The following is a 20,119-nucleotide window of genomic DNA, read 5'->3' as shown; positions in this document are numbered from 1 at the left end:
AACAAAAGGCAACGTTCTTATGGATTTAATCCATAAGAACGTTGCCTTTTAAAGATCATTAAAGTAGCTGCAGTATATTTTGCACTTTTACTTAATTATTTAAACCTTAAAATTTAGTTTTAGCATGCCGGACTCTTTTGCAGTGATAAATATGATAACAACGAGTGGACCTATTAAAAATCCAATAAAACCGAAAAGCTTTGCTCCGATAAACATAGCTATAAGGATTGCTAATGGAGATATACCCATTTGGGAACCCATCAACTTTGGTTCCACTGCTCTACGTATTATTAGTAAAACGACAGCTAAAATAGCCAATTTGGTTCCCATTACCATGTCTCCAGTTAAATAATGATAAATAGCCCAAGGTGCTAAAATAGCTATTGAACCTAATATAGGGATGATATCGATTATCCAAATGACAACAGCCATTATTAAAGCATATTTTGGTGTAATAATAAGCAGGAGCCCAAGGAATGCTGCACCTAAGATGATGAAGCTTGCTATAATTTGGGCTTTCATAAATCCAATAGCCACTTTTTTTATACTAGCAAACATAAATCGTACTTTACTTGCAGTATTATCAGTTAAATAATAAAAAAACTTTACTTGTAAATTATGCAAATCTAACATAAATAAAAAAAGAGCAATAATAAAAACTATAAAACTAACTAAGAAGTTTGGAATATTCGTTAGCAATGCAGTAATATTGCTATAGCTAAGTATATCTAGCAGGGCATCTCTCATACTTTCTAGTGTAGCGTCAAATTTATTTTGAATGGATTCTACTACTTCTTTAGGGAGTCCTTCTGTATATCGAAATAAACTGTTTTGCATATCAATCCATAATCCAGTCCAGTTATTAATATATGTAGGAATAGTCTGAGAGGTATAAATAAGCTGGCTAAAGAGTTTTGTTATTATTAAATATAAAAGTCCGGAAATGACACTGATAAAAAGAGCAAAATTTGTTATGACTGCAGGTTTCCGCTTCCATTTAAATGTTTTTTGAGTGAACTTAACAATTGGCTCGATAATAATAGCAGTCAGTAATGCGAGTATAATAGGTATGGAAACTGGAAGGATAAATATTATTAACAACAAAAGAAAAATGCTTACAAAAAGATATTTTATATATTCCTTTTTAAAAAGATTTAAGACCATCATACACTCCTTTTCTATCGTTTATTAACAGTATAGACAAATTAGTAAATTTTGAACAGAAAAAACGCAAGAGAATGAAACTCTTGCGTTTTAGGATATTCCTATTATGCGTGAATTTCAAAAGCAGCTAACTCTGTTTTTACTGCAGCTAATGTTTGTTCACTTGATTTTAGTAAATGTTTTGGGAAAACTTCATTTTCACCATATTCAACACCATGAGGATAATAGTGTTTTCCTATTACAGGTTTTAAAAGAGTAATGTCCGCATCATGAGCACCTACATCGCCATTTTTTGTAAAACCAAATACTCGAAGATAAAATGTACCTTCTTTTATCACATATTTTTTATCATATGTTACGCGTTCATAATCCCATTGACCTGCACGAACTAAACCATGCTTTTTCATAAGATCGTCTAATATATTTAGATCAATGACAGTGTTTTCTATACCAGTGTTTTCGAAATACATTAAATTGTCCTCCCTCACGTTCATATTCCAAATAGAATCTGTTCCTACTAATATTAATGCAAATTTCATAATGTTGCAATGGTAACATTGTGTCTTTCTAGTTAAGCTTGGTATACTAGGAGAAATGGGGGAATAAAAAGGTGGAAAAGATATGATGAATAATCTAATTAGAATTGTTATCGCTATAGCTATAGTACTAGTGATATTTATATATTTTGATAATCCTGTACATGAAAATAAACTAATAACTGGTTCCAATAATTCAGGTCAAGTAATTCCTGATACTACTCCAGAAGTTGTGGAGGTGGAGACGGTATTTACACGTCCTAAAGATGGCATTTCAACATTAGTAGGAGAATCGGCCCAATCGGTTGTGGAGATGTTAGGAAAACCAACTAGAACCGAGCCATCAGCATTTGGTTATGAATGGTGGGTGTACAATCAATCTCTTACAACATATTTATTAATAGGTATAGAAGGAGACAAAGTAACTCAAGCCTTTGCAGCTGGAAAAAATGTAGAAGTGGCTCCATATGAAATTGGGCAACAACTAGCTGATATATATCGATTTACACTAGTACAATCGGAAATTACATTTTCCATAGATTCAAATACGTATACTTTCACACTTTCGGAAGAGGACATAAACAATAGAATACTAGTTCAGTTTGATAATTTATTTGCTATGTTATACATTGATACAGAAAGCCAACAATTAGAAGCAGTGAGATTTACAGATCCAAAGACTATTTTGTTACATAAGCCATATGATATTTTATATAACGGAATCATGGTAGAAGCAAAAACTCCCGACTCTCTTTCACAAGTAGCAATAGATCGTGCCAATGAGCGTCAAATTTATGAACTGACAAACGTATATCGTTATCGGAATGGTCTTCAACTTTTAGTATCTGATAATGAATTGCAAAATATAGCGATGGCTAATAGTGAAGAAATGGCTAGAAACAATATTGTGGCCAATGAAAAATTTGAAGTATCTAAGTTTAGTGATCAATTGAAAGAATCATCCATTGAATTTTCTAGTGCTGCCGGTAATACAGCTGCTTTTTACTTTGATGCTGGGGAAGCTGTAAATGGTTGGTTGAACTCTAAAGACCATCGAGAAATCTTATTAGGTAAAGACTATACACATACTGGTATTGGGGTATACGGTAGCTATTATACTCAAAACTTTATCGAACGAAAAGTAGTAAATACACCCAAAAATATACCTCAATAATTAGTTAGAGACAAAGGTACCTTCACTATCCAAATACAAAGACCGAATATGCAAAGGCACTTGATGAAGAGCAGCGAATGTAGCTGCTCTTTTTTGTATGACTTCAATTGGCTCATCAATCTTTTCTTCAAGCTCTTTATAAGTCATAAAAGGAATAAGCTCCACATTGTCACTAGTAAACGGATCTGACGTCATTATACCAGGTACATCTTTATAAAATTCAACTACATCTGCATTCAAATGATAGCCATAGACTACTGCTGTTAAATCACTACCTCCTCTTCCTAATGTAGTGAAATTATGGGTGCTTTCTGAAAAACCTTGAAAACCAGGAACGATAACACAATGGAAATTTTTAAATGCTTGGTTTACAGAACTAAGATCTACTTTCTTTATAAGAGCATTTCCATACGTATCGTTCGTAATAATGCCAGCACTTTTCCCATAAAGAAGAGTAGAAGATATTCCTTGCGCTTTAAGTTCTGTTGTTAATACGGCACTCGAGATTAGTTCTCCACATGCGGAGAGTAAATCAGTTTCAATACTACTGTCGTTTAAAGGAAGCAAATCTAAAAGAGTATCAGTTGCATAAGGCTTTCCTCTACGTCCCATTGCTGAAACAACGACAAGAACCTGTTGATGGTTATTAATTGCTTGCTGGATTCGTTGTATTACTAATTGTCTGTTCTGATGATTTTGCATGGCAATACCGCCAAATTTTTGAACAATCATAATCTCAACCACTCTATTCGTGACATTTCAAACACTCCGTTCATACGATACAGGGAATTCATTTTACTGTATGCGATTTTACAAGAATGGTGTAGGGAGTGTGGTACTATTTATCCGTTAAACGAACTTTTAGAAGGATTAACATATAGGATTATCGGTGATTTTTCAATATGCCGAACGAGCAAAATTATCAATTATTCAAAGCAAATTAAAGAAGGGGATATTTTTGTTTCCGAAAGAAATAATCTTCGTATTATTGATGAAGCAATTCAACTAGGGGCAATTGCAATAATTTCAGAAGTTTTTATAGCTGACTGCAATGTTCCTCAGATTATTATTCCTTCGGATTTGGACCGTTTAAAGCAGAAAATTAGTGAGAAAACGTATGAACTATTTGGAACAAAAATGAAAACTGTAGCAATAACAGGTACTAATGGTAAAACAACAGTTGCATCTTTCATTGCTCAATTACTCATGCAACAAAGGAAATCGGTTTGTGTAATCGGAACACTAGGTGTGTTTATAAACGGTAGGCAGTTGAAGCGAAATTTCCGAAATAATACTACGTTGCCATTCTATGATTTTATCCAAATTGTTCAGCATTGTTCCAAGCATTCTGTTGAGTTCATTATATTAGAAGCATCTTCTCAAGGATTATTGGACAATCGATTGGGAAGCTATCCAATCGATATCGGTGTATTTTTAAATATTGGAAAAGATCATCTTGAATTTCACGGGGGAATGGTTCCCTATAAGAAATCAAAAGAATTACTCGTCCCGTTATGTAAAAAACTAGTAGTTAACGCAGAAGACGAATGGTGTAGATCAGTAGCAGAAAATTCTTTTTTACCTATTACTAGTTTCGGTGTAGATACCCGTAATGCGGTTGCTTTTAAACAGGAAAATGAAGAAGAAGACGAGATAATATATAAATTTAAAGTAAAGAACGAAGAGATTGACGTGCGAATGAGAAATAGTGGATTTTATAACGGGATGAATCTCGCTGCAGCACTTGCGTCGTTATGGACTTTGAATATACCGCTACAAAACATAAAACCAGTAACACTTCCAACTGGTAGGTTTCAACAAATAGATAACCTTGAGGGCATAAAAGTATTTATCGACTATGCGCATACTCCTGATGCTCTGGAAGTATGTCTTACAACTATTAAATCCTTCGCTAAAAATAATATTTACGTTGTTTTTGGATGTGGAGGAGATAGAGATAAGAAAAAAAGAAACGAAATGGGGAAAGTTGCGACAACTTTTGCAACAAAGGCTATAATCACCTCGGATAATCCGCGTAGTGAAAGTCCAGCAGATATTATTAAAGATATTGTAAGAGGATTAGATGTACAGAAGTTTCAAATAGAACCAGATCGCAAAAAAGCTATTATATATGCTTTACAAATGGCGCAAGCAGGGGATACCGTGTTAATAGCAGGAAAGGGACATGAACAAGAGCAAATTTTACATGACCTTGTAGTCCCTTTTTCTGATCGTGATGTAGTCAATACCTATTTTGAAGAAGAGGGCGGGTTAATCACAAAAAATGATCCAGTAGCATAAGCTATTTTTCTTCCATCCGGTTGTGTTACCGTACATTCCATAACTATCGTTTGACGACCCTTATGTAGGTATTTAGCAGTTGCGATTAAGGTTTTTTCTGTTGATGCTTTAACATAATGAATTGTCATATTCGTTGTAACTGCACCTTTGCCCTCAGGGTGTAGATCCTTGTTGATTAAAAAACCCATCGCATTATCGGAAAGTGTAGCAATAATACCGCCATGCGGCATATTGAAACTATTATGCGAGATTGGAGTTATTGGCATCGTGACAGTACATTGACCTTCGTCATATTTGGTGTCCATTTGAAATACAGCATTTAAGTATGTAGGCGCCTCATTTTGTTGTTTTTGTTGAATCGCATTTAGAAAATCATTTACTAGGCTAATTTCTTGTTCTGATGCGTTTTCTGTCACTGTTTCAAATAAATTTTGTAGTTTGTTCATTATTTTCTCCTAACAATAAGTTAATAGTTTGGCATTTATTTTTACTTTTCTGGTATGATTAACAAGATTGGAGGTTAATCAAAATGATTATGACAAACGAATGGGTCGAGATAATGGATCAATCGGATATATTATGTACTATGATTCTTTCCTCTGAACAATTTTATCAATACTTAGATGCACATCGTGCTGTATATACAGATACATCTTTAGTAGGTGAGGTTAATAGCTTCACTAGGCTAAAAGAGCAATACGAAGAGGTTCAACGTTTCGGGAAATACCATCCTGATTATTCGAAAGTTATGAAAGACATCCGAGTAACTAAACGAAAATTAGATATGGTAGATGCAGTGGCGAACTTGAAAGTCGCTGAGAACGAATTGCAGGACTTACTGGACGAAGTGAGTTTATTAATTGGTAAATCTGTTTCAGAAGGTGTTAAAGTTCCTGTTAGTAACCCATTTTTTGCTTCTTCGGGCTCTAGTTGTGGAAGTGGCTGCGGTACAGGTGGGTCTTGTTCTTGTTCAGCCTAAAGTTTCAAAAGCTATGAGATGTGTGCATAAAATGCACACATCTTTTTTTTACAAAGAAATAAAGAGTCAATTTTATAATTATGTAATTAGTAGTATAATTCGAATAAAGTTGATTTCTACTCCAGGCGGACGCTTTCCGCGGGCACGGCTTCAATCTCCTCGTCACTGCGTTCCTGCGGGGCTTTCAGCTCGCGCTGTTCCCGCTGGAGTCGCCACCTTGCGTTCCAATCAACAAAATCCACTTTTAATAAACGGAAAATATCATCTAAATATTCGTGTTTTAAATGGAAATAAATAATTATAAAATTGAATCAAATATAAAATTTTTCGTTATATAAATCTAAGTATTTGAAGAAACGGATTGATTAAGAAGTGTAACCTTATAAACACTGTATTTCTTCTGCACTGGACGCTTTTTGGTCCTAGCCTTAGTTGGGCACTACTATCTCAATTGATTGCAGTGTAAGGTGGCGACTCCAGCGGGATGAGTGAGACAGATGAGATATCACAACGACGCGAAGCGACGGTGATTGCTCATCGCTCACCCCGCGGAAAGCGTCCACCTGAAACGGAAATCAATAGAGGTGATATATATTATAGTTGAATCATACTTCTTCTTATCTAGACACTAATCTAATTTCAAAACTTCCATCGCTAAGTCGGGTCTGTCGGTAATTATTCCTTTTGCGCCATTGCTGATAAGTTTTTTCATCACTTCTGGATCATTAATTGTCCAATAGTGAACAGGGATATTTAATGAATTCAAAAACTTTATAAATCCAGGATTATCAAGTGGAAATACATTTGATTTGACTGGAATCTGAAAAACATCTGCCTTTGGATGATATAGATGTTTTAGTTTGCTTGAGTATGCCGTATAGGCTTTTCTTACTTCTTTTTCACTGGCAGCAATTGCAACCGAGTTTTGTGCATATAGGTTAAATCTATCTAGTTGATCATCATAAAAACTCGCAACCACAACTCGATCGAATGCTTGATGTTCCTCTAAAAGTCTCCAAAGTTTTGAAGGCATTAAACTACCTTCATAGGTATTGGGTGCATCTTTCATATCCATATTGATAAGCATCTGTGGATATGAATTTAATAATTCCCCTAAAGTGATAATCTGTTCTCCACAATTTTTGTAAGAAGGAACTCCTTCAATATCTAAAAAATGATGCCCAAGATCTGCTTCTTTCAATTGGGCTAACGTATAATCAGATATTCTACCAGTAAAGTTAGTAACTCTGTTTAATTCTTCATCATGAAATACAACTATCTCTTCATCTTTTGTCAGTCTTATATCAATTTCAAAACCATGGACTCCAAGTTTGGCGGCTTGTTCAAATGCAGAAGGAGAGCATTCGGGTGCAAGAGCGGAGCCCCCACGATGAGCCAATATAATAGGTTGTTCATATTCCAATGCTTTTTTGGTGGTACGACTTTCGGGTTTAGAAAGTACTTTAGTACTAGCCCATGCTGCACCTGCAGCAGCAGCAAGTGCGAAAGCTACATTTGATTTTTTACCCATAGTTTCAATTCCTCCTTAAAAGAGTAAAATGTTTTTTAAAAAATATATAGGCATTTTCCTATTATATCTAAAGAACACAAAACTGTCAGTTAGTTGTTGTTGCTATCAAATTCCTCCCTATGTTATTCTTGAGAGGAAGAAATGAGGGGAAAAGTATGACAGAAAGACAAGGACTAATTGTCTATGTACATCATTTAAAACAAGCTAAATCCTTGCGAAAGTTTGGTCACGTTCATTATATTTCTAAAAGACAAAAATATGTCGTATTATATTGCGATCAAGATCAAATTGACGCTGCTAAGCAAAAGATGAACAAACTGCCTTATGTCAAGGAAATTTTAGAGTCATATAGACCGTTTTTAAAAACTGAATTTGAAAATAGTAAACCAGATAAAGCAAAAGAATACGATTACAAAATCGGACTGTAACTAGCCTATTGAAGCGGTGGTATTAAATTGTTTAAACGTAAGATACCGATTATATACTGATAATATAAATTAACATCCACATAGATGGAAGAATGTTTTATATCGACTGTTACAGGTTGGATAGCTATTTCGTTTAAAGCTTCCTTAAAAATACTGAGTCGTTTAGATTCTTTTTGGGTTTCAACAATACCCTCTCGACATATATATATGGGAAAGAAATTTGCAGTATTTACTGGTTTTAGAGCAATTGCTATGGAAAAATATTTTATATCGTCTTTAGTTGAAGAAAATATAAATGCTTGGTGTATACGCTCTTTGTTTACTTTTGCGAGTTCACATAGCTCGTAAATATCGCCATAACCTTCGCCTAGTTCTATAAAACGTTGGATCAATTGAAAACACTTCCTTTCTCATATATCTTACCACTTTGTTGGAGGACAATTCTATGAAATTTGTTTTAAGTTTTTTATGCCTATTCCTAATTGTAACTAATAGTGTTTTGCTCTTATTTCAATATGATGCGTACTCTTCAGGATTAGAAGAAAATGGACAAGTATTCTTCTATGAACAGGATGTAGAGATGAAAGTAAAAAAGGATAAGATTGTTATTAAACAACATTTTATCAATCTTCCTGAGGAAGAAGTTATTGTAACATGGCCGATTATTAGCGAAAATAGAAGCTGTGATTTAGATACGAGTGATAGTTGCAACCGTTTAACTGAAGACATGACTACGTTTAAAGCAGAAGAAAACTCTAAACAGAGCATTTCCTATGAAATTCCTTTAGTAGACGGTTTAAAGGATGGCCAATTAATCCAAGACTTCCTAGTTAAAATAGAAACTGGGGCTGTTTCGCTAACTTCACTTCAAATTACAGATGAACTAAAAAGAGGCGGTATGTGGGTATCGGGATTGCCTTTAATCGGTAAAACTTCCCTTGAGCTAATCGATTATTCACTTTCTATTGGCGCTGGGGATGTAGAAGAATTATATTGGCAGCAGAATGTCTTGCCTATCCAATATGAAGATGATTATTTTACAGTATACGCTTCGACTACTTTGCCGGATGAAATCACTAACTTACTGGGGGAGTTAGATTATACGAATAGCGAACATTTAGCTGTAATTTTTGAGAAAAACAAAAGTAATATTGATGCTTCTCGAATTGCGTTTGTTCAACAGGAGGATATTGCTTCTATTCAAAATGAACTTATCGTTAAGAATATACAAGCACAATTTGAATTACCTCGAGAGGATCAATTGATAGCTGAAGTCCTAAGTAGCTTTTTGTTAGACTTGCCTGTTGGCTCTCCAAAATCCAGTTGGATGTACGAAACGATAACAAATTATTTAACTTCCGAACAACGAAAGAAGTTTCAAACTGCTTTACTTAACAACAAACAACAACTTACTGCAGCGAAGTTTGATGAGATTTTGACAGATATTATCAATCTAAAAACTTCCTTCTTTGTTTTGAATGAGCAGGCAGGTGCTGAAAATTTTCCATTATTATTTGAAGATTATAGACCCTTATATATCAATGAGTTACAACAGGAAAAGATGAAAGTTCTTTTTAAGGATGGCAAAATTCTTTATGAAGCAGAACCGCTGCTTTCTAATTTGGGATATACACTTAACCACACAGACAAGGGTTTATATGTGCAAAATGCAACAAGAGCATTTCGTTTTCCGATTCAAGAACCTTTCTATGTATTAAATGAAAAAAGATATGATGCTTTATCAGAACCATTTGAAGATATAGGTTCACAGTTGTATATTGAAGAAGCGTGGATGATGCGTTTGTTTTTAGTGAATATCGAAAAACAAGAAAAACGTATAAATATTACACAATCCGCACTATTTTAGCATTGGAGTGTAGTTATGAGAGTAATATCAGGTTCGAGGAAAGGACTGCCATTAAAAGCAGTCCCTGGAATGAATACAAGACCTACCACCGATAAGGTAAAAGAGTCTATTTTTAATATGATTGGTCCATATTTTGATGGCGGTATTGCCGTTGACCTGTTTGCAGGCAGTGGTAACTTGGGTATCGAATCTTTAAGTAGAGGTATTGATACATGTATTTTTATCGAAAAAGATCCAAAAGCTATCCAAACTATAAAAGATAATTTGACGAAGTGTCGTTTGGAGGATTCTGGTGAAATATTCAAAGCTGATGCCACGAGAGCGGTAAAGGCTATTGAGAAAAGAGAACTCAAAATTGACTTATTATTTGTGGATCCTCCATATGACAAGTTAGTGTATTATGACTTAGTTCAATCATTAGTAGATAAAGGATGTATGAGTAAATCTGCTATTATTGTTTGTGAACATGAGAAAAATGTCACACTTGAAAAATCATATGGTGACTTTGAGCTAGTGAAAAAAGAGATATATGGAGGTACGGTCATCTCTATTTATCGTTGCCTTAAAGAAGAGGAGAATTAAATTGGGAAAAATAGCAGTAGTGCCAGGAACTTTTGATCCAATTACGAATGGTCATTTAGATATTATAAATCGAGGAGCATCTATTTTTGGAGAAGTTTTTATCGTTGTTTTGAATAACTCATCCAAAAACCCACTTTTCTCTGTGGAGGAAAGAATGCAATTGATCATAGATGCTACTTCTCATTTGCCAAACGTCAAGGTTCAAACATTTTCAGGGTTATTGATAGATTATGCTGAAAGTGTAAATGCAAGTGTTATTATTCGTGGTTTACGGGCTGTTTCTGATTTTGAGTATGAAATGCAAATCACTTCTATGAATCGAGTACTAAATAATAAAATAGAAACATTCTTTATCATGACCAAAAATCAATATTCCTTCCTAAGCTCAAGTATCGTAAAAGAAGTAGCTAGGTATGGGGGCAAAATAGATGAACTTGTGCCATCTCATGTAGAGAAAGCATTAATAGAAAAATATAATACATATTAATGAATAGAGAACCTTGCGATTATGCAGGGTTCTTTTTTAAATATAGATAAAAATGCCTTATGCACAATATTCATGACGCTTTAAAGGATGAATAATACTGTTGTACTGTTTTCAGGCAAATGCAGTTCAAGCTATCCTATTAAACTCTCTAAAAGTTAAGATAATAGAGGATAAGGGAAGTCAAATTGAATGTATGGATATTACCGTCTGCCTAAACAGAGATATGATTTTGTTGTCTTAAAAGAGACATTATATCAGATTATGTATCTTTTATTATTTTTACTATCTCAAAGTGTTATAAAAAGAAAAACAGTACTGGAATTATTAGCATATGAAGAAAGCGGAAAAGAATGTATTTACGAATACTGATATTTGCTTTTTGAGCAAGAACGATTATTTGCATATGAATACTTATACCACTAAAAGCAATAATAAAAGCAACTACTAAAGGTAATAGTGCGGAGCCTGACAACATTTCACCAGCTAAGCTAATCCCACCAGTCATTTCAAAGAGAGATGCGACGAAAACAAGTAAGGTAGGGGAGATATTCGGTAAAATTTCTTTGACGGATTCAAATACGATAAAACTCACTGTAGTAAAAAATATAACCGTAGTACCGATTAGCAATAGTATTTGATACGTCTCTTTAATACTTTCCTGAAATGGAGATTCAGAAGGCTTTTGAATATGTGTACTTTGATGAATGGGTGGAGATAACACAATAAATACTAGCAAAAAAACTAAATTCACAGCATGTATAATGATTAAAAGTTTAATGCCAGCAATTTCTGCATGGAAAATTTCAATTCCTACAAAGCCTATAACGAACATTGGACTAGGTGCATGGCATATCGCAAGCAACCAACTTGCATTGTTTTTATTTAGAGTACCTATATCTTTTAACGATGTTATAACTGCAGCTCCACTAGGAAATCCACCTATTGCACTTAGTAAATAAATATTAAAATACATTTTATATTTGTTCGTAGTATTTAAAAACGAGTTTTTAGAACGAATAAATAGCTGTGTTATTACTAAGTAGGGGAGTAAATAGGGTAGTAAAGCGGTAGTGAAAATCCTCATTCCTTCTAGTGCACCTTTGTGGGCAACGCCAGGCTGTAAAAATAAAAGTATAATAAGTGCCCAACTACCGATTGTTATTAGTCTATGCATGTAAAATTCATCCTTTGTTCACATAAATTTTGTCAGAAAAAAATGGAAGTGATAAACTAATATTCAAATGTGTTGTAGAAAGAGAGGGATAATTAAATGAAGAAGAGAAATCCGATAATCCTTCTTTTCATAGTAGTAATAGTGTTAGCGTTAGGTTTTTATCCGATGGACTCTTATATTTCCAAACCAGGTGGTGCATACGAACTTGAACCATTTGTAGAAGTAGATGGTGGGGATCAGGATGACGAGGGTACATTGAGTCTCCTAACAATCGCACTAGCAAAAGCTACCCCGCTTACTTATGCTTTTGCCAAAATAACGGACAACCAAAAAATATACAAAGCAAATGAAATTCGCCAAGAAGACGAAGATGAAACAGAATATAATGTTCGTCAATTAAAGCTTATGTCTAATTCTCAATTTAATGCTATTTCAGTTGCATTTAACCGAGCAAATAAGCCCTACACTATATCAAATAATGGGATATTTATTTTTAACGTGGTGGATGATAGTGCAGCTGATGGAATATTAGAAGCTGGCGATAAAATTTTACAAATGGATGATATCGGAGAATTAACCGAAGAGTCTATTAGAACATACTTAACTGGCAAAGGAGAAGGCGATGTCATTCGTCTAAAGGTTGAGCGTGATGGAAAACAGTTGGATAAAGAAGTATCCCTTAAAACAATACCTGGAGTGCTTGAAACGCCAAGTATCGGTATTAGTTATACGGCAGACAAAAAAGTGGAAACAACTCCTGTCGTACATATTAATTCCGAAGATATTGGAGGACCATCTGCTGGACTAATGTTCACCTTGGAAATCTTAAATCAATTATTACCTGAAGATATTACGAAGGGCTATAAAATAGCAGGCACTGGTGAAATGGGTCCTGATGGGACAGTAGGAAGAATTGGTGGGATAGATTTAAAAGTTATAGCTGCGGACAATAAAGACATGGAAATAATGTTCGCTCCTGATGATGATATTGATCCAACTATTTTAGCAAATAATCCTGATTTGACATCTAATTATGAAGAGGCTCTAAAATCTGCAAGAAAAATAGGTACGAAAATGAAAATCGTACCTGTGAAAACGATTGATGATGCTCTTGCGTATTTAGATCAGTTAAAGCCCAAATAAGCTATTCGATAATGGGAGCAATACGAAAATCACTTCCAACCATAGATTCTCCATACGAAGACTGTAAACCTAAGTAGTAGAGGTCGGCAGCTTTAATATCTAATTGCAACTGTGTATCTTTTTTACTTGCGGCTACTCTACTTACAAGTGGAAGCTGCAAGTCTTTTTTTATGCTCTGCAAATATGCCTGTCCATTCTTGTTCATAGCTAAGGGTCTTATATATGTGGGAAAATCGATTTCTCGCAATTGGTTCCAAGTAAAATCTGTATAAATATGTGTTAGCATCCGCTGAATACGTGTCCATGTAAAACGCTTAGATTTTATCTGTTGCATAAAAGATTGAAAGTTCGTATGTGTTTTTGCCGCTTTCCAAATAGCATTTTCCATTCCTTCGGTAACTTCTGCTATTTGACCAAGCTCTTCTCTAGAGGAGCGAATTATTAGTAATCGTAATGCTGGATAGAACTGTTCCCAACTACCAAAAGATTTGTTATTGCTTTCCCATTCTGTTAATCCTAAAAGGCTTGTACTAGGCATGAAAGCATTTACCTCCGAAAGCTTCTGACCTTCAAAAAGCAATTTGCGAATACCCGTGGCACTGGCAATAGTTTCTGTTTTCAGAGCATCATCATGATAATTTGCCACGACACGTTGAATTGTCTCTGGCTTAATATCACTATTTAAATGATTTGCAGCCTGTATGTAATGGTATCCTAATATATTATTGGGTTTAGATAAATCTACTAATCGAACCGTCGTAGCTTCAGAAATTTCATTATAGGCTTCATTTAACGCTTTAGGATAACTAATACCTTTTTTCATATAACTTGCAATGGCCGTATTATATTCGTCTTTTTTGGTTAATAATAGATTATAGGTTTCTTGAAATGCTTCTAATGATCCCTCTTCACTGCCGAAACAAAAGGAATGACATTTTAAAGCATCTAACAAGAAAATAGCACCTTTAGCAAAATCACTTGCCTGGGCAGTTGCAAATGCATAGGGAAGTTCAATTACTAAGTCAACACCCGCTGCAACGGCCATTTTTGATCGAGTCCATTTGTCAACAAGTGCTGGTTCGCCGCGCTGTAGAAAGTTCCCAGACATCACAGCAATGATAATATCGCTATTTGTTTTGATGCGGGTTTGTTGCAAATGGTGTAAATGACCGTTATGAAATGGATTATATTCTACAACAATTCCAGTTGCTTTCATATTCAAATCAAATCCTTTCTTTTATGCAAGTATAATGTTAAAATATTGTAGTGACAAGAAATTATCTTGACATCTAAATTCAGTCATTATATAATCAACTTTGTTGTCTTGAGGTGATAATCGTATGAAATGGACAATTCATCAGCTATCTAAATATCGTGAGAACGGACTAACTTTAGATGAATTCGTGGAACTCGAAAACGTGAAGAAGCGGAACCAAGACGTTCGAAGGATTTCAGCCGTTCACGTAAAAGGGCACTGCACATTTGGTGCAGCGCAAATGACTTGTCACTTTCAGCTTTCTGGAACTCTTATTTTACCGTGTGCACGCACATGGGAGGATGTAGAATTTCCATTTGAGATTGAATCTGATGAAATCTTCAACTGGTCTGAGTCAGCATTAACTTCTGCTAGCGACTATGATAATTTTCATGTAGTAGAAGGAGATGTTATTAACGTTGACCCAGTTCTAGAAGAATTAATTCTTCTGGAAATTCCAATGCAAGTGTATAAAGAAGGTGCAGACCACTTTAGACATGAGGGTGGAAATGGTTGGAGTTATGCAACAGATGAAGAACTTAAAGAAATGCAGGAAGATGAACAACCAAAAGTAGATCCAAGACTTGCTGATTTAGCGAAGTATTTTGATCAGACAGACGAATAATAGATCTGTAAGGAGGTGCCACCTATGGCAGTACCAGCTAGAAGAACTTCTAAAACTGTAAAAAGAAAACGCCGTACACATTTTAAATTATCCGTACCTGGTATGGTTGCTTGTTCAAACTGTGGTGAAATGAAATTGGCTCACCGTATTTGTAAATCTTGCGGTCAATACAAAGGGAAAGAAGTATTGAGCAAATAATTCAGTATTTGTTCCTTAAAAGACTACCAAAGAGATCATGGCTCTTAGGTAGTCTTTTTTTCTATATATATTTTAAAAAGGGGTGTCAGAATATGGATTATACTATAGTAAAAAAAGATGAAATTATCATTTTTGAAATAAATAGACCTGCCATTCATAATGCAATAAATATGGAAGTCTTAGCAGGTTTTAAAGAACTAGTACATACAGTGAAAAATGATAGTTCGATCAAACTAGCAGTAATTACTGGAGCAGGTGATAAGTCTTTTTGTTCTGGTGGTGATTTATCTGTTCTTCACAAGTTAAAAACAGAGCAAGAATCATTTGAAATGTTAAGTGAGGCGGCAACTATTTTGTATGACGTCGCTACATTGACTATTCCAACATTAGCATTAGTTAACGGAACTGCAGTTGGTGGAGGCTGTGAGATTGCAACCTTATGTGATTATCGTTTAGTAAAGAAAGAAGCAAGATGTGGATTCATACAAGGTCAGTTGGCCATCACTTCTGGATGGGGTGGTGGAACCTATTTATGGGAAAAAGGAATGCGTCAGGATCACACTCTACAAATGCTTACTGAAGCGGTACCTTACCCATCTGACAAACTTCAAACTATTGGGTGGGCAACGGAAATTTTTGAAGGACATAAATATACAGCACTTGAAGCTTTTGTGCAAAGAATGATTGTGCCTCATGAGACTGTATTAAGAGCATACAAAATGCAATTAATACGTAAGTGGGAGCAGTCAAAATTATACGAAAGAATTATGGAAGAGGTAAGAACTTGTTCTGTTCTTTGGGAGCAGGAAGTACATCACGATGCGGTCAATTCATTTTTATCTAAAAAGAAATAATATGAGAGTCTATTTGCACCCACTTTGCATATATTAATAAAAAAGCAAAGGGTGATCCAGATGAATGTGAAATTGAGAAAAGATAGTTGGACTGAGGAAGAAGATAATCTTCTAAAAGAAATAATTTTGAACAAAATTAATCAAGGCCACACGCAAATTTCTGGTTTTCAAGAAGCAAGTGTATTACTTGGTAGATCTAAGCAAGCCTGTGCATTCCGGTGGAACAAAAATCTACGCCCTCAAATTATGAAAAAAGAACATAAACCAACTTCTTATTCTACTAAAGAAGCAGCAGATTCCTCCTCCCTTCAAAACCATTTGCAACTGGCGATGGAAAGTTACGATGAGATGAAGCATTCTTATAATGAAATTTCAAGTGCATACAATTTGTTGAAAAATGATTATGAACAGCTTTTAAACTGGGTTAAACAAGGTATTACGCATATCGAACGCAAGTAAAAGAAGCCTTTTTATAGGGCTTCTTTTGTTGTTCCTGGGGAGACAAAGCAGAATTTAGTTGAAATCGCTTTCAACAATCGTATAGACTAATATAGATGGGGGAAATGTTCAAACGAAGGGGGAAGTAAGATGAAGAAAGTATTAATCGCCAATAGGGGAGAAATCGCAAGACGTATTATTAAAACATGTAAGCGATTAAATATTGAAACAGTAGCAATCTATTCAGAAGCTGATAAAGATTTACCTTATGTGAAAGAAGCAGACTATGCTTTTGAGATTGGCCTGAGTCAAGTTCAGCAATCCTATTTAAAAGTAGATGATATTATCGCTCTTGCAAAAAGAGAAAAAGTGGATGCAATTCATCCGGGATATGGTTTTTTATCAGAGAATGCTGATTTTGCTCGTAAAGCAGAGGCTGAAGGTATAGTATTTATAGGTCCTAGTCCTGATACAATGGAAAAAATGGGAGATAAAATCGAGTCAAGAATTACAATGATCAATGCAAACGTGCCAGTTGTCCCAGGAACAGAAGCGGGACTTGCTTCTGTAGAAGATGCAATAACGGCAGCTTCTTCGATTGGATATCCAATCATGCTTAAGGCAAGTGCAGGGGGTGGCGGCATAGGGATGATTCGTTGTGACGATGAAGAGACCCTCCTTAAACATTTTGAATCGATTAAAACACGAGCAAAATCGTATTTTGGTAGTGATGTAGTTTTTCTTGAAAAGTTCATTGATTCCTCTAGACATATTGAAGTGCAGATTTTTGGGGATATACATGGTAATATCGTTCATTTATTTGAACGAAATTGTTCGGTTCAGCGTCGTAACCAAAAAGTTCTAGAAGAGGCACCTTCTCCGAACTTCCCACAAGAAGCAAGAGAGAAATTATGGGAAGCTGCTGTGAATGCAGCGAAAGCTGTAAATTATATAAATGCTGGAACGGTAGAATTTATAGTAGATCATAATCATCAGTTTTACTTTTTAGAGATGAATACTCGACTGCAAGTAGAGCATCCCATTACCGAAGCTATTACTGGGTACGATTTAGTGGAATGGCAGTTAAGAGTTGCTGCCGGGGAAGAACTACCTGTGAGAGACCAAGCTTCGATAAAGTCTAATGGACATGCGATAGAGTTTAGAATATATGCAGAGGATCCAAAAACATTTTTCCCATCACCTGGAACTATTACAGTTCAAAATTGGGAAACAGATGAGGATGTCCGGATTGATGCTGGTTATGCAGAAGGTGACAAAGTTACACCATTCTATGATCCGATGATTTCTAAGGTTATTATCCATGCAGAAAATAGAAAATTAGCAATAGAGTCTGCACAAAAAGTATTCTCTTCTGCTAAAATAGAAGGTGTGAAAACAAATATTCCACTATTCCAACAGTTCTTGGATGATGAGAGTTTCATCAGTGGGGAGTATTCAACATCCGTTTTAGGGGAATGGATGGACAAACAAAGGGAGGAAGTTTCAAAATGAAAAATTTAGAATCGACTATGGCAGGTACAGTATTTACCGTAAATGTAGCAATTGGAGAAGAAGTGGCAGCTGGACAAGTAGTAATGGTGTTGGAATCCATGAAAATGGAGATTCCAATTGAAGCAGAAACAGCGGGTAAAATTGTCACAATCAATGCAAATGAAGGCGACTTCGTCAATGAAGGCGATGTATTAGTAACGTTTGAATAAAGGGGGTTTTACAAAGTGGGAGAAACAAAAGCGTATAATGATAGATTAGAAGAAAAACTGGCATCTGTTTATTCAGGGGGACATGCAAAATACCATGAAAAGATGAAAGAGCAAAACAAATTATTTGTACGAGATCGTTTAGCGTTACTTTTTGATAATGGGGAATACATCGAAGATGGTCGCTTTGCGAATGTGGAAGCAGGAGATTTGCCAGCAGATGGTGTTGTGACTGCTACCGGTAAAGTAAATGGGCAAACTGTTTGTGTCATGGCAAATGATTCGACTGTGAAAGCTGGGTCGTGGGGATCGCGTACTGTAGAAAAAATTATTCGTATCCAAGAAATAGCAGAAAAAAATAGAGTACCAATGTTGTATCTAGTAGACTCAGCGGGTGCGCGTATTACCGATCAGCTAGATATGTTTCCAAATAGACGAGGAGCAGGAAGGATATTCCATAACCAAGTAAGGCTATCAGGGTTCATTCCACAAATTTGCCTGTTATTTGGTCCTTCCGCAGCTGGGGGAGCTTATATCCCTGCTTTTTGTGATATTGTCTTTATGGTTGAAGGCAATGCTTCGATGTATTTAGGCTCACCTCGTATGGCAGAAAAAGTAATCGGTGAAAAAGTGACGCTAGAAGAGATGGGTGGAGCCCGTATGCACTGCACAGTCAGTGGAGTAGGGGACGTTCTTGTTTCAACAGAAGAAGAAGCAATTTCCGAGGCTAAACGCTATTTGGACTTCTTCCCGGCGAATTATACGGAGAAACCAAAACAAGTGGAACCTAAAGCCATTAAAGAAGGAAGAACACTAGAAGCAATCATTCCTGAAAATCAAAACGCGCCATTTGATATGTACGAAGCAATTGAAGCAATTATCGATGAAGGTACGTTCTTTGATGTGAAGAAGTTGTTTGCTCCTGAGTTAATTACAGGCTTAGCGCGAATTGATGGCAGAGCAGTAGGAATTATTGCCAATCAACCAAAAGCTAAAGGTGGAGTGCTATTCGTAGATTCAGCGGATAAGGCTACAAAATTCATCTCACTGTGTGATGCGTTTTCAATTCCGCTACTATTCTTAGCGGATGTTCCTGGGTTTATGATAGGAACGAAAGTAGAACGTGCTGGAATTATAAGACATGGGGCGAAGCTTATTGCAGCAATGAGTTCTGCAACAGTTCCAAAAATATCTGTTATAGTACGTAAAGCATACGGAGCAGGTTTATATGCAATGGCTGGTCCTGCATTTGAGCCGGATGTATGCATTGCCTTGCCTACAGCTCAAATAGCTGTGATGGGCCCAGAAGCGGCAGTAAATGCTGTGTACTCAAACAAAATTGAGGCAATCGAAGATCCAAAAGAACGTCTGAAATTTGTTCAACAAAAACATGCGGAATATAAAGAGGAAATTGATATTTATAAACTTGCTTCTGAAATGATTATCGATGAAATTGTAGCACCAAGCGATTTACGCGCTGAACTTACAAATCGACTACGTTTTTATGAAGATAAACAAATAGTAAATGCACCTCGAAAACATCCGGTGCTTCCTGTATAATAATGATAAAGCTAAGGTCTACCTCAGAGGTAGACCTTTTTTAAGAGAAAGTATATATAAATTTACCATAACACTGGGTTTATAGAACTTTTAAGAATGAATAAA

Annotated in this window: 23 protein-coding genes; 15 read left to right on the top strand and 8 right to left on the bottom strand. The window is 35.5% G+C overall.

Annotated features, from left to right (window positions below):
• Positions 1 to 99: 99 nt before the first annotated feature.
• On the bottom strand, positions 100 to 1,164 hold the full coding sequence (ytvI, locus tag BM260_RS04455; RefSeq protein WP_093535376.1) for a sporulation integral membrane protein YtvI: 1,065 nt from the start codon (positions 1,162 to 1,164) through the stop codon (positions 100 to 102).
• A gap of 104 nt (positions 1,165 to 1,268) precedes the next feature.
• Positions 1,269 to 1,634, bottom strand: coding sequence for a YugN family protein (locus tag BM260_RS04450; protein ID WP_093535374.1), 366 nt, complete (start codon positions 1,632 to 1,634; stop codon positions 1,269 to 1,271).
• Between the two features lie 151 nt (positions 1,635 to 1,785).
• On the opposite strand from BM260_RS04450, the gene BM260_RS04445 reads away from it, so the two are divergent.
• The gene (locus tag BM260_RS04445) at positions 1,786 to 2,874 is read left to right on the top strand and encodes a CAP domain-containing protein (RefSeq protein WP_093535372.1); all 1,089 of its coding nucleotides are present in this window, start codon (positions 1,786 to 1,788) and stop codon (positions 2,872 to 2,874) included.
• Here BM260_RS04445 and BM260_RS04440 read toward each other — a convergent pair whose 3' ends face one another.
• Positions 2,875 to 3,606 (bottom strand): amino acid kinase family protein, encoded by a 732-nt coding sequence (locus tag BM260_RS04440; RefSeq protein WP_093535370.1) that lies wholly within the window; start codon positions 3,604 to 3,606, stop codon positions 2,875 to 2,877.
• Between BM260_RS04440 and BM260_RS04435 the strand changes: the two genes are divergently transcribed.
• The gene (locus BM260_RS04435; RefSeq protein ID WP_175496185.1) at positions 3,595 to 5,175 is read left to right on the top strand and encodes a UDP-N-acetylmuramoyl-L-alanyl-D-glutamate--2,6-diaminopimelate ligase; all 1,581 of its coding nucleotides are present in this window, start codon (positions 3,595 to 3,597) and stop codon (positions 5,173 to 5,175) included. The two genes, BM260_RS04440 and BM260_RS04435, sit on opposite strands and share 12 nt — an antisense overlap.
• On the opposite strand, the gene BM260_RS04430 is transcribed toward BM260_RS04435, so the two are convergent.
• Entirely contained in the window at positions 5,124 to 5,621 is a 498-nt protein-coding gene (locus tag BM260_RS04430; RefSeq protein WP_093535366.1) for a PaaI family thioesterase, read from the bottom strand. The two genes, BM260_RS04435 and BM260_RS04430, sit on opposite strands and share 52 nt — an antisense overlap.
• Positions 5,622 to 5,704: 83 nt before the next feature.
• Between BM260_RS04430 and BM260_RS04425 the strand changes: the two genes are divergently transcribed.
• A complete protein-coding gene (locus BM260_RS04425) occupies positions 5,705 to 6,154 on the top strand; it encodes a YlbF family regulator (protein WP_093535364.1) in 450 nt (149 codons plus the stop codon).
• Between the two features lie 628 nt (positions 6,155 to 6,782).
• On the opposite strand, the gene BM260_RS04420 is transcribed toward BM260_RS04425, so the two are convergent.
• Positions 6,783 to 7,685, bottom strand: coding sequence for a glycerophosphodiester phosphodiesterase (locus BM260_RS04420; protein WP_093535362.1), 903 nt, complete (start codon positions 7,683 to 7,685; stop codon positions 6,783 to 6,785).
• Positions 7,686 to 7,840: 155 nt separating this feature from the next.
• Between BM260_RS04420 and BM260_RS04415 the strand changes: the two genes are divergently transcribed.
• Positions 7,841 to 8,113 carry a YlbG family protein gene (locus tag BM260_RS04415; RefSeq protein WP_090562904.1) on the top strand — a complete coding sequence of 91 codons (273 nt, stop codon included), beginning with the start codon at positions 7,841 to 7,843 and terminating at the stop codon, positions 8,111 to 8,113.
• A 5-nt stretch (positions 8,114 to 8,118) separates the two neighbouring features.
• Here the strand turns inward: BM260_RS04415 and BM260_RS04410 are convergent, their stop codons facing one another.
• Positions 8,119 to 8,505: a DUF7147 family protein gene (locus tag BM260_RS04410; RefSeq protein WP_093535360.1), complete on the bottom strand. Its 387-nt coding sequence runs from the start codon at positions 8,503 to 8,505 to the stop codon at positions 8,119 to 8,121.
• A gap of 53 nt (positions 8,506 to 8,558) precedes the next feature.
• Between BM260_RS04410 and BM260_RS04405 the strand changes: the two genes are divergently transcribed.
• From BM260_RS04405 to coaD, 3 genes are read left to right on the top strand one after another with little or no spacing between them, the layout of a single operon-like run.
• On the top strand, positions 8,559 to 9,980 hold the full coding sequence (locus BM260_RS04405; protein ID WP_093535358.1) for a hypothetical protein: 1,422 nt from the start codon (positions 8,559 to 8,561) through the stop codon (positions 9,978 to 9,980).
• A 15-nt stretch (positions 9,981 to 9,995) separates the two neighbouring features.
• The gene (gene rsmD / locus BM260_RS04400) at positions 9,996 to 10,562 is read left to right on the top strand and encodes a 16S rRNA (guanine(966)-N(2))-methyltransferase RsmD (protein WP_093535356.1); all 567 of its coding nucleotides are present in this window, start codon (positions 9,996 to 9,998) and stop codon (positions 10,560 to 10,562) included.
• Position 10,563: 1 nt separating this feature from the next.
• Complete coding sequence (gene coaD, locus BM260_RS04395; RefSeq protein WP_093535354.1) at positions 10,564 to 11,049, top strand: pantetheine-phosphate adenylyltransferase; 486 nt, start codon at positions 10,564 to 10,566, stop codon at positions 11,047 to 11,049.
• Between the two features lie 295 nt (positions 11,050 to 11,344).
• Here the strand turns inward: coaD and BM260_RS04390 are convergent, their stop codons facing one another.
• A complete protein-coding gene (locus BM260_RS04390; protein WP_093535352.1) occupies positions 11,345 to 12,223 on the bottom strand; it encodes a hypothetical protein in 879 nt (292 codons plus the stop codon).
• 96 nt (positions 12,224 to 12,319) lie between these two features.
• On the opposite strand from BM260_RS04390, the gene BM260_RS04385 reads away from it, so the two are divergent.
• Complete coding sequence (locus BM260_RS04385) at positions 12,320 to 13,366, top strand: SepM family pheromone-processing serine protease (protein WP_093535350.1); 1,047 nt, start codon at positions 12,320 to 12,322, stop codon at positions 13,364 to 13,366.
• Position 13,367: 1 nt separating this feature from the next.
• On the opposite strand, the gene BM260_RS04380 is transcribed toward BM260_RS04385, so the two are convergent.
• Complete coding sequence (locus BM260_RS04380) at positions 13,368 to 14,582, bottom strand: nucleotidyltransferase (RefSeq protein ID WP_093535348.1); 1,215 nt, start codon at positions 14,580 to 14,582, stop codon at positions 13,368 to 13,370.
• A 124-nt stretch (positions 14,583 to 14,706) separates the two neighbouring features.
• Here BM260_RS04380 and BM260_RS04375 point away from each other — a divergent pair, with 124 nt between their 5' ends.
• From BM260_RS04375 to BM260_RS04345, 7 genes are all read left to right on the top strand, one after another.
• Entirely contained in the window at positions 14,707 to 15,246 is a 540-nt protein-coding gene (locus BM260_RS04375; protein ID WP_093535346.1) for a YceD family protein, read from the top strand.
• Between the two features lie 24 nt (positions 15,247 to 15,270).
• Complete coding sequence (rpmF, locus tag BM260_RS04370) at positions 15,271 to 15,444, top strand: 50S ribosomal protein L32 (protein WP_090562877.1); 174 nt, start codon at positions 15,271 to 15,273, stop codon at positions 15,442 to 15,444.
• A 92-nt stretch (positions 15,445 to 15,536) separates the two neighbouring features.
• On the top strand, positions 15,537 to 16,298 hold the full coding sequence (locus tag BM260_RS04365; RefSeq protein WP_093535344.1) for an enoyl-CoA hydratase/isomerase family protein: 762 nt from the start codon (positions 15,537 to 15,539) through the stop codon (positions 16,296 to 16,298).
• A gap of 60 nt (positions 16,299 to 16,358) precedes the next feature.
• On the top strand, positions 16,359 to 16,757 hold the full coding sequence (locus BM260_RS04360) for a hypothetical protein (RefSeq protein WP_093535342.1): 399 nt from the start codon (positions 16,359 to 16,361) through the stop codon (positions 16,755 to 16,757).
• A gap of 129 nt (positions 16,758 to 16,886) precedes the next feature.
• Complete coding sequence (locus tag BM260_RS04355) at positions 16,887 to 18,248, top strand: acetyl-CoA carboxylase biotin carboxylase subunit (RefSeq protein WP_093535340.1); 1,362 nt, start codon at positions 16,887 to 16,889, stop codon at positions 18,246 to 18,248.
• Positions 18,245 to 18,457, top strand: coding sequence for an acetyl-CoA carboxylase biotin carboxyl carrier protein subunit (locus tag BM260_RS04350; RefSeq protein WP_093535338.1), 213 nt, complete (start codon positions 18,245 to 18,247; stop codon positions 18,455 to 18,457). The genes BM260_RS04355 and BM260_RS04350 overlap by 4 nt, the downstream gene beginning before the upstream one ends.
• A gap of 15 nt (positions 18,458 to 18,472) precedes the next feature.
• A complete protein-coding gene (locus tag BM260_RS04345) occupies positions 18,473 to 20,014 on the top strand; it encodes an acyl-CoA carboxylase subunit beta (protein WP_093535336.1) in 1,542 nt (513 codons plus the stop codon).
• Positions 20,015 to 20,119: the final 105 nt, after the last annotated feature.

It is taken from the genome of Psychrobacillus psychrotolerans (assembly GCF_900115805.1).
In the GTDB taxonomy this organism is placed as follows: Bacteria; Bacillota; Bacilli; order Bacillales_A; family Planococcaceae; genus Psychrobacillus; species Psychrobacillus psychrotolerans.
This window is presented reverse-complemented; position numbering and strand designations above follow the sequence as displayed.

Excerpts from the sequence above, each read along its gene's own strand:
- ytvI (WP_093535376.1), bottom strand. The coding sequence starts at position 1,164 with ATGGTCTTAAATCTTTTTAAAAAGGAATATATAAAATATCTTTTTGTA.
- BM260_RS04450 (WP_093535374.1), bottom strand. The coding sequence starts at position 1,634 with ATGTATTTCGAAAACACTGGTATAGAAAACACTGTCATTGATCTAAAT.
- BM260_RS04445 (WP_093535372.1), top strand. The coding sequence starts at position 1,786 with ATGATGAATAATCTAATTAGAATTGTTATCGCTATAGCTATAGTACTA.
- BM260_RS04440 (WP_093535370.1), bottom strand. The coding sequence starts at position 3,606 with ATGATTGTTCAAAAATTTGGCGGTATTGCCATGCAAAATCATCAGAAC.
- BM260_RS04430 (WP_093535366.1), bottom strand. The coding sequence starts at position 5,621 with ATGAACAAACTACAAAATTTATTTGAAACAGTGACAGAAAACGCATCA.
- BM260_RS04425 (WP_093535364.1), top strand. The coding sequence starts at position 5,705 with ATGATTATGACAAACGAATGGGTCGAGATAATGGATCAATCGGATATA.
- BM260_RS04420 (WP_093535362.1), bottom strand. The coding sequence starts at position 7,685 with ATGGGTAAAAAATCAAATGTAGCTTTCGCACTTGCTGCTGCTGCAGGT.
- BM260_RS04415 (WP_090562904.1), top strand. The coding sequence starts at position 7,841 with ATGACAGAAAGACAAGGACTAATTGTCTATGTACATCATTTAAAACAA.
- BM260_RS04405 (WP_093535358.1), top strand. The coding sequence starts at position 8,559 with ATGAAATTTGTTTTAAGTTTTTTATGCCTATTCCTAATTGTAACTAAT.
- rsmD (WP_093535356.1), top strand. The coding sequence starts at position 9,996 with ATGAGAGTAATATCAGGTTCGAGGAAAGGACTGCCATTAAAAGCAGTC.
- BM260_RS04390 (WP_093535352.1), bottom strand. The coding sequence starts at position 12,223 with ATGCATAGACTAATAACAATCGGTAGTTGGGCACTTATTATACTTTTA.
- BM260_RS04385 (WP_093535350.1), top strand. The coding sequence starts at position 12,320 with ATGAAGAAGAGAAATCCGATAATCCTTCTTTTCATAGTAGTAATAGTG.
- BM260_RS04380 (WP_093535348.1), bottom strand. The coding sequence starts at position 14,582 with ATGAAAGCAACTGGAATTGTTGTAGAATATAATCCATTTCATAACGGT.
- BM260_RS04375 (WP_093535346.1), top strand. The coding sequence starts at position 14,707 with ATGAAATGGACAATTCATCAGCTATCTAAATATCGTGAGAACGGACTA.
- rpmF (WP_090562877.1), top strand. The coding sequence starts at position 15,271 with ATGGCAGTACCAGCTAGAAGAACTTCTAAAACTGTAAAAAGAAAACGC.
- BM260_RS04365 (WP_093535344.1), top strand. The coding sequence starts at position 15,537 with ATGGATTATACTATAGTAAAAAAAGATGAAATTATCATTTTTGAAATA.
- BM260_RS04360 (WP_093535342.1), top strand. The coding sequence starts at position 16,359 with ATGAATGTGAAATTGAGAAAAGATAGTTGGACTGAGGAAGAAGATAAT.
- BM260_RS04355 (WP_093535340.1), top strand. The coding sequence starts at position 16,887 with ATGAAGAAAGTATTAATCGCCAATAGGGGAGAAATCGCAAGACGTATT.
- BM260_RS04350 (WP_093535338.1), top strand. The coding sequence starts at position 18,245 with ATGAAAAATTTAGAATCGACTATGGCAGGTACAGTATTTACCGTAAAT.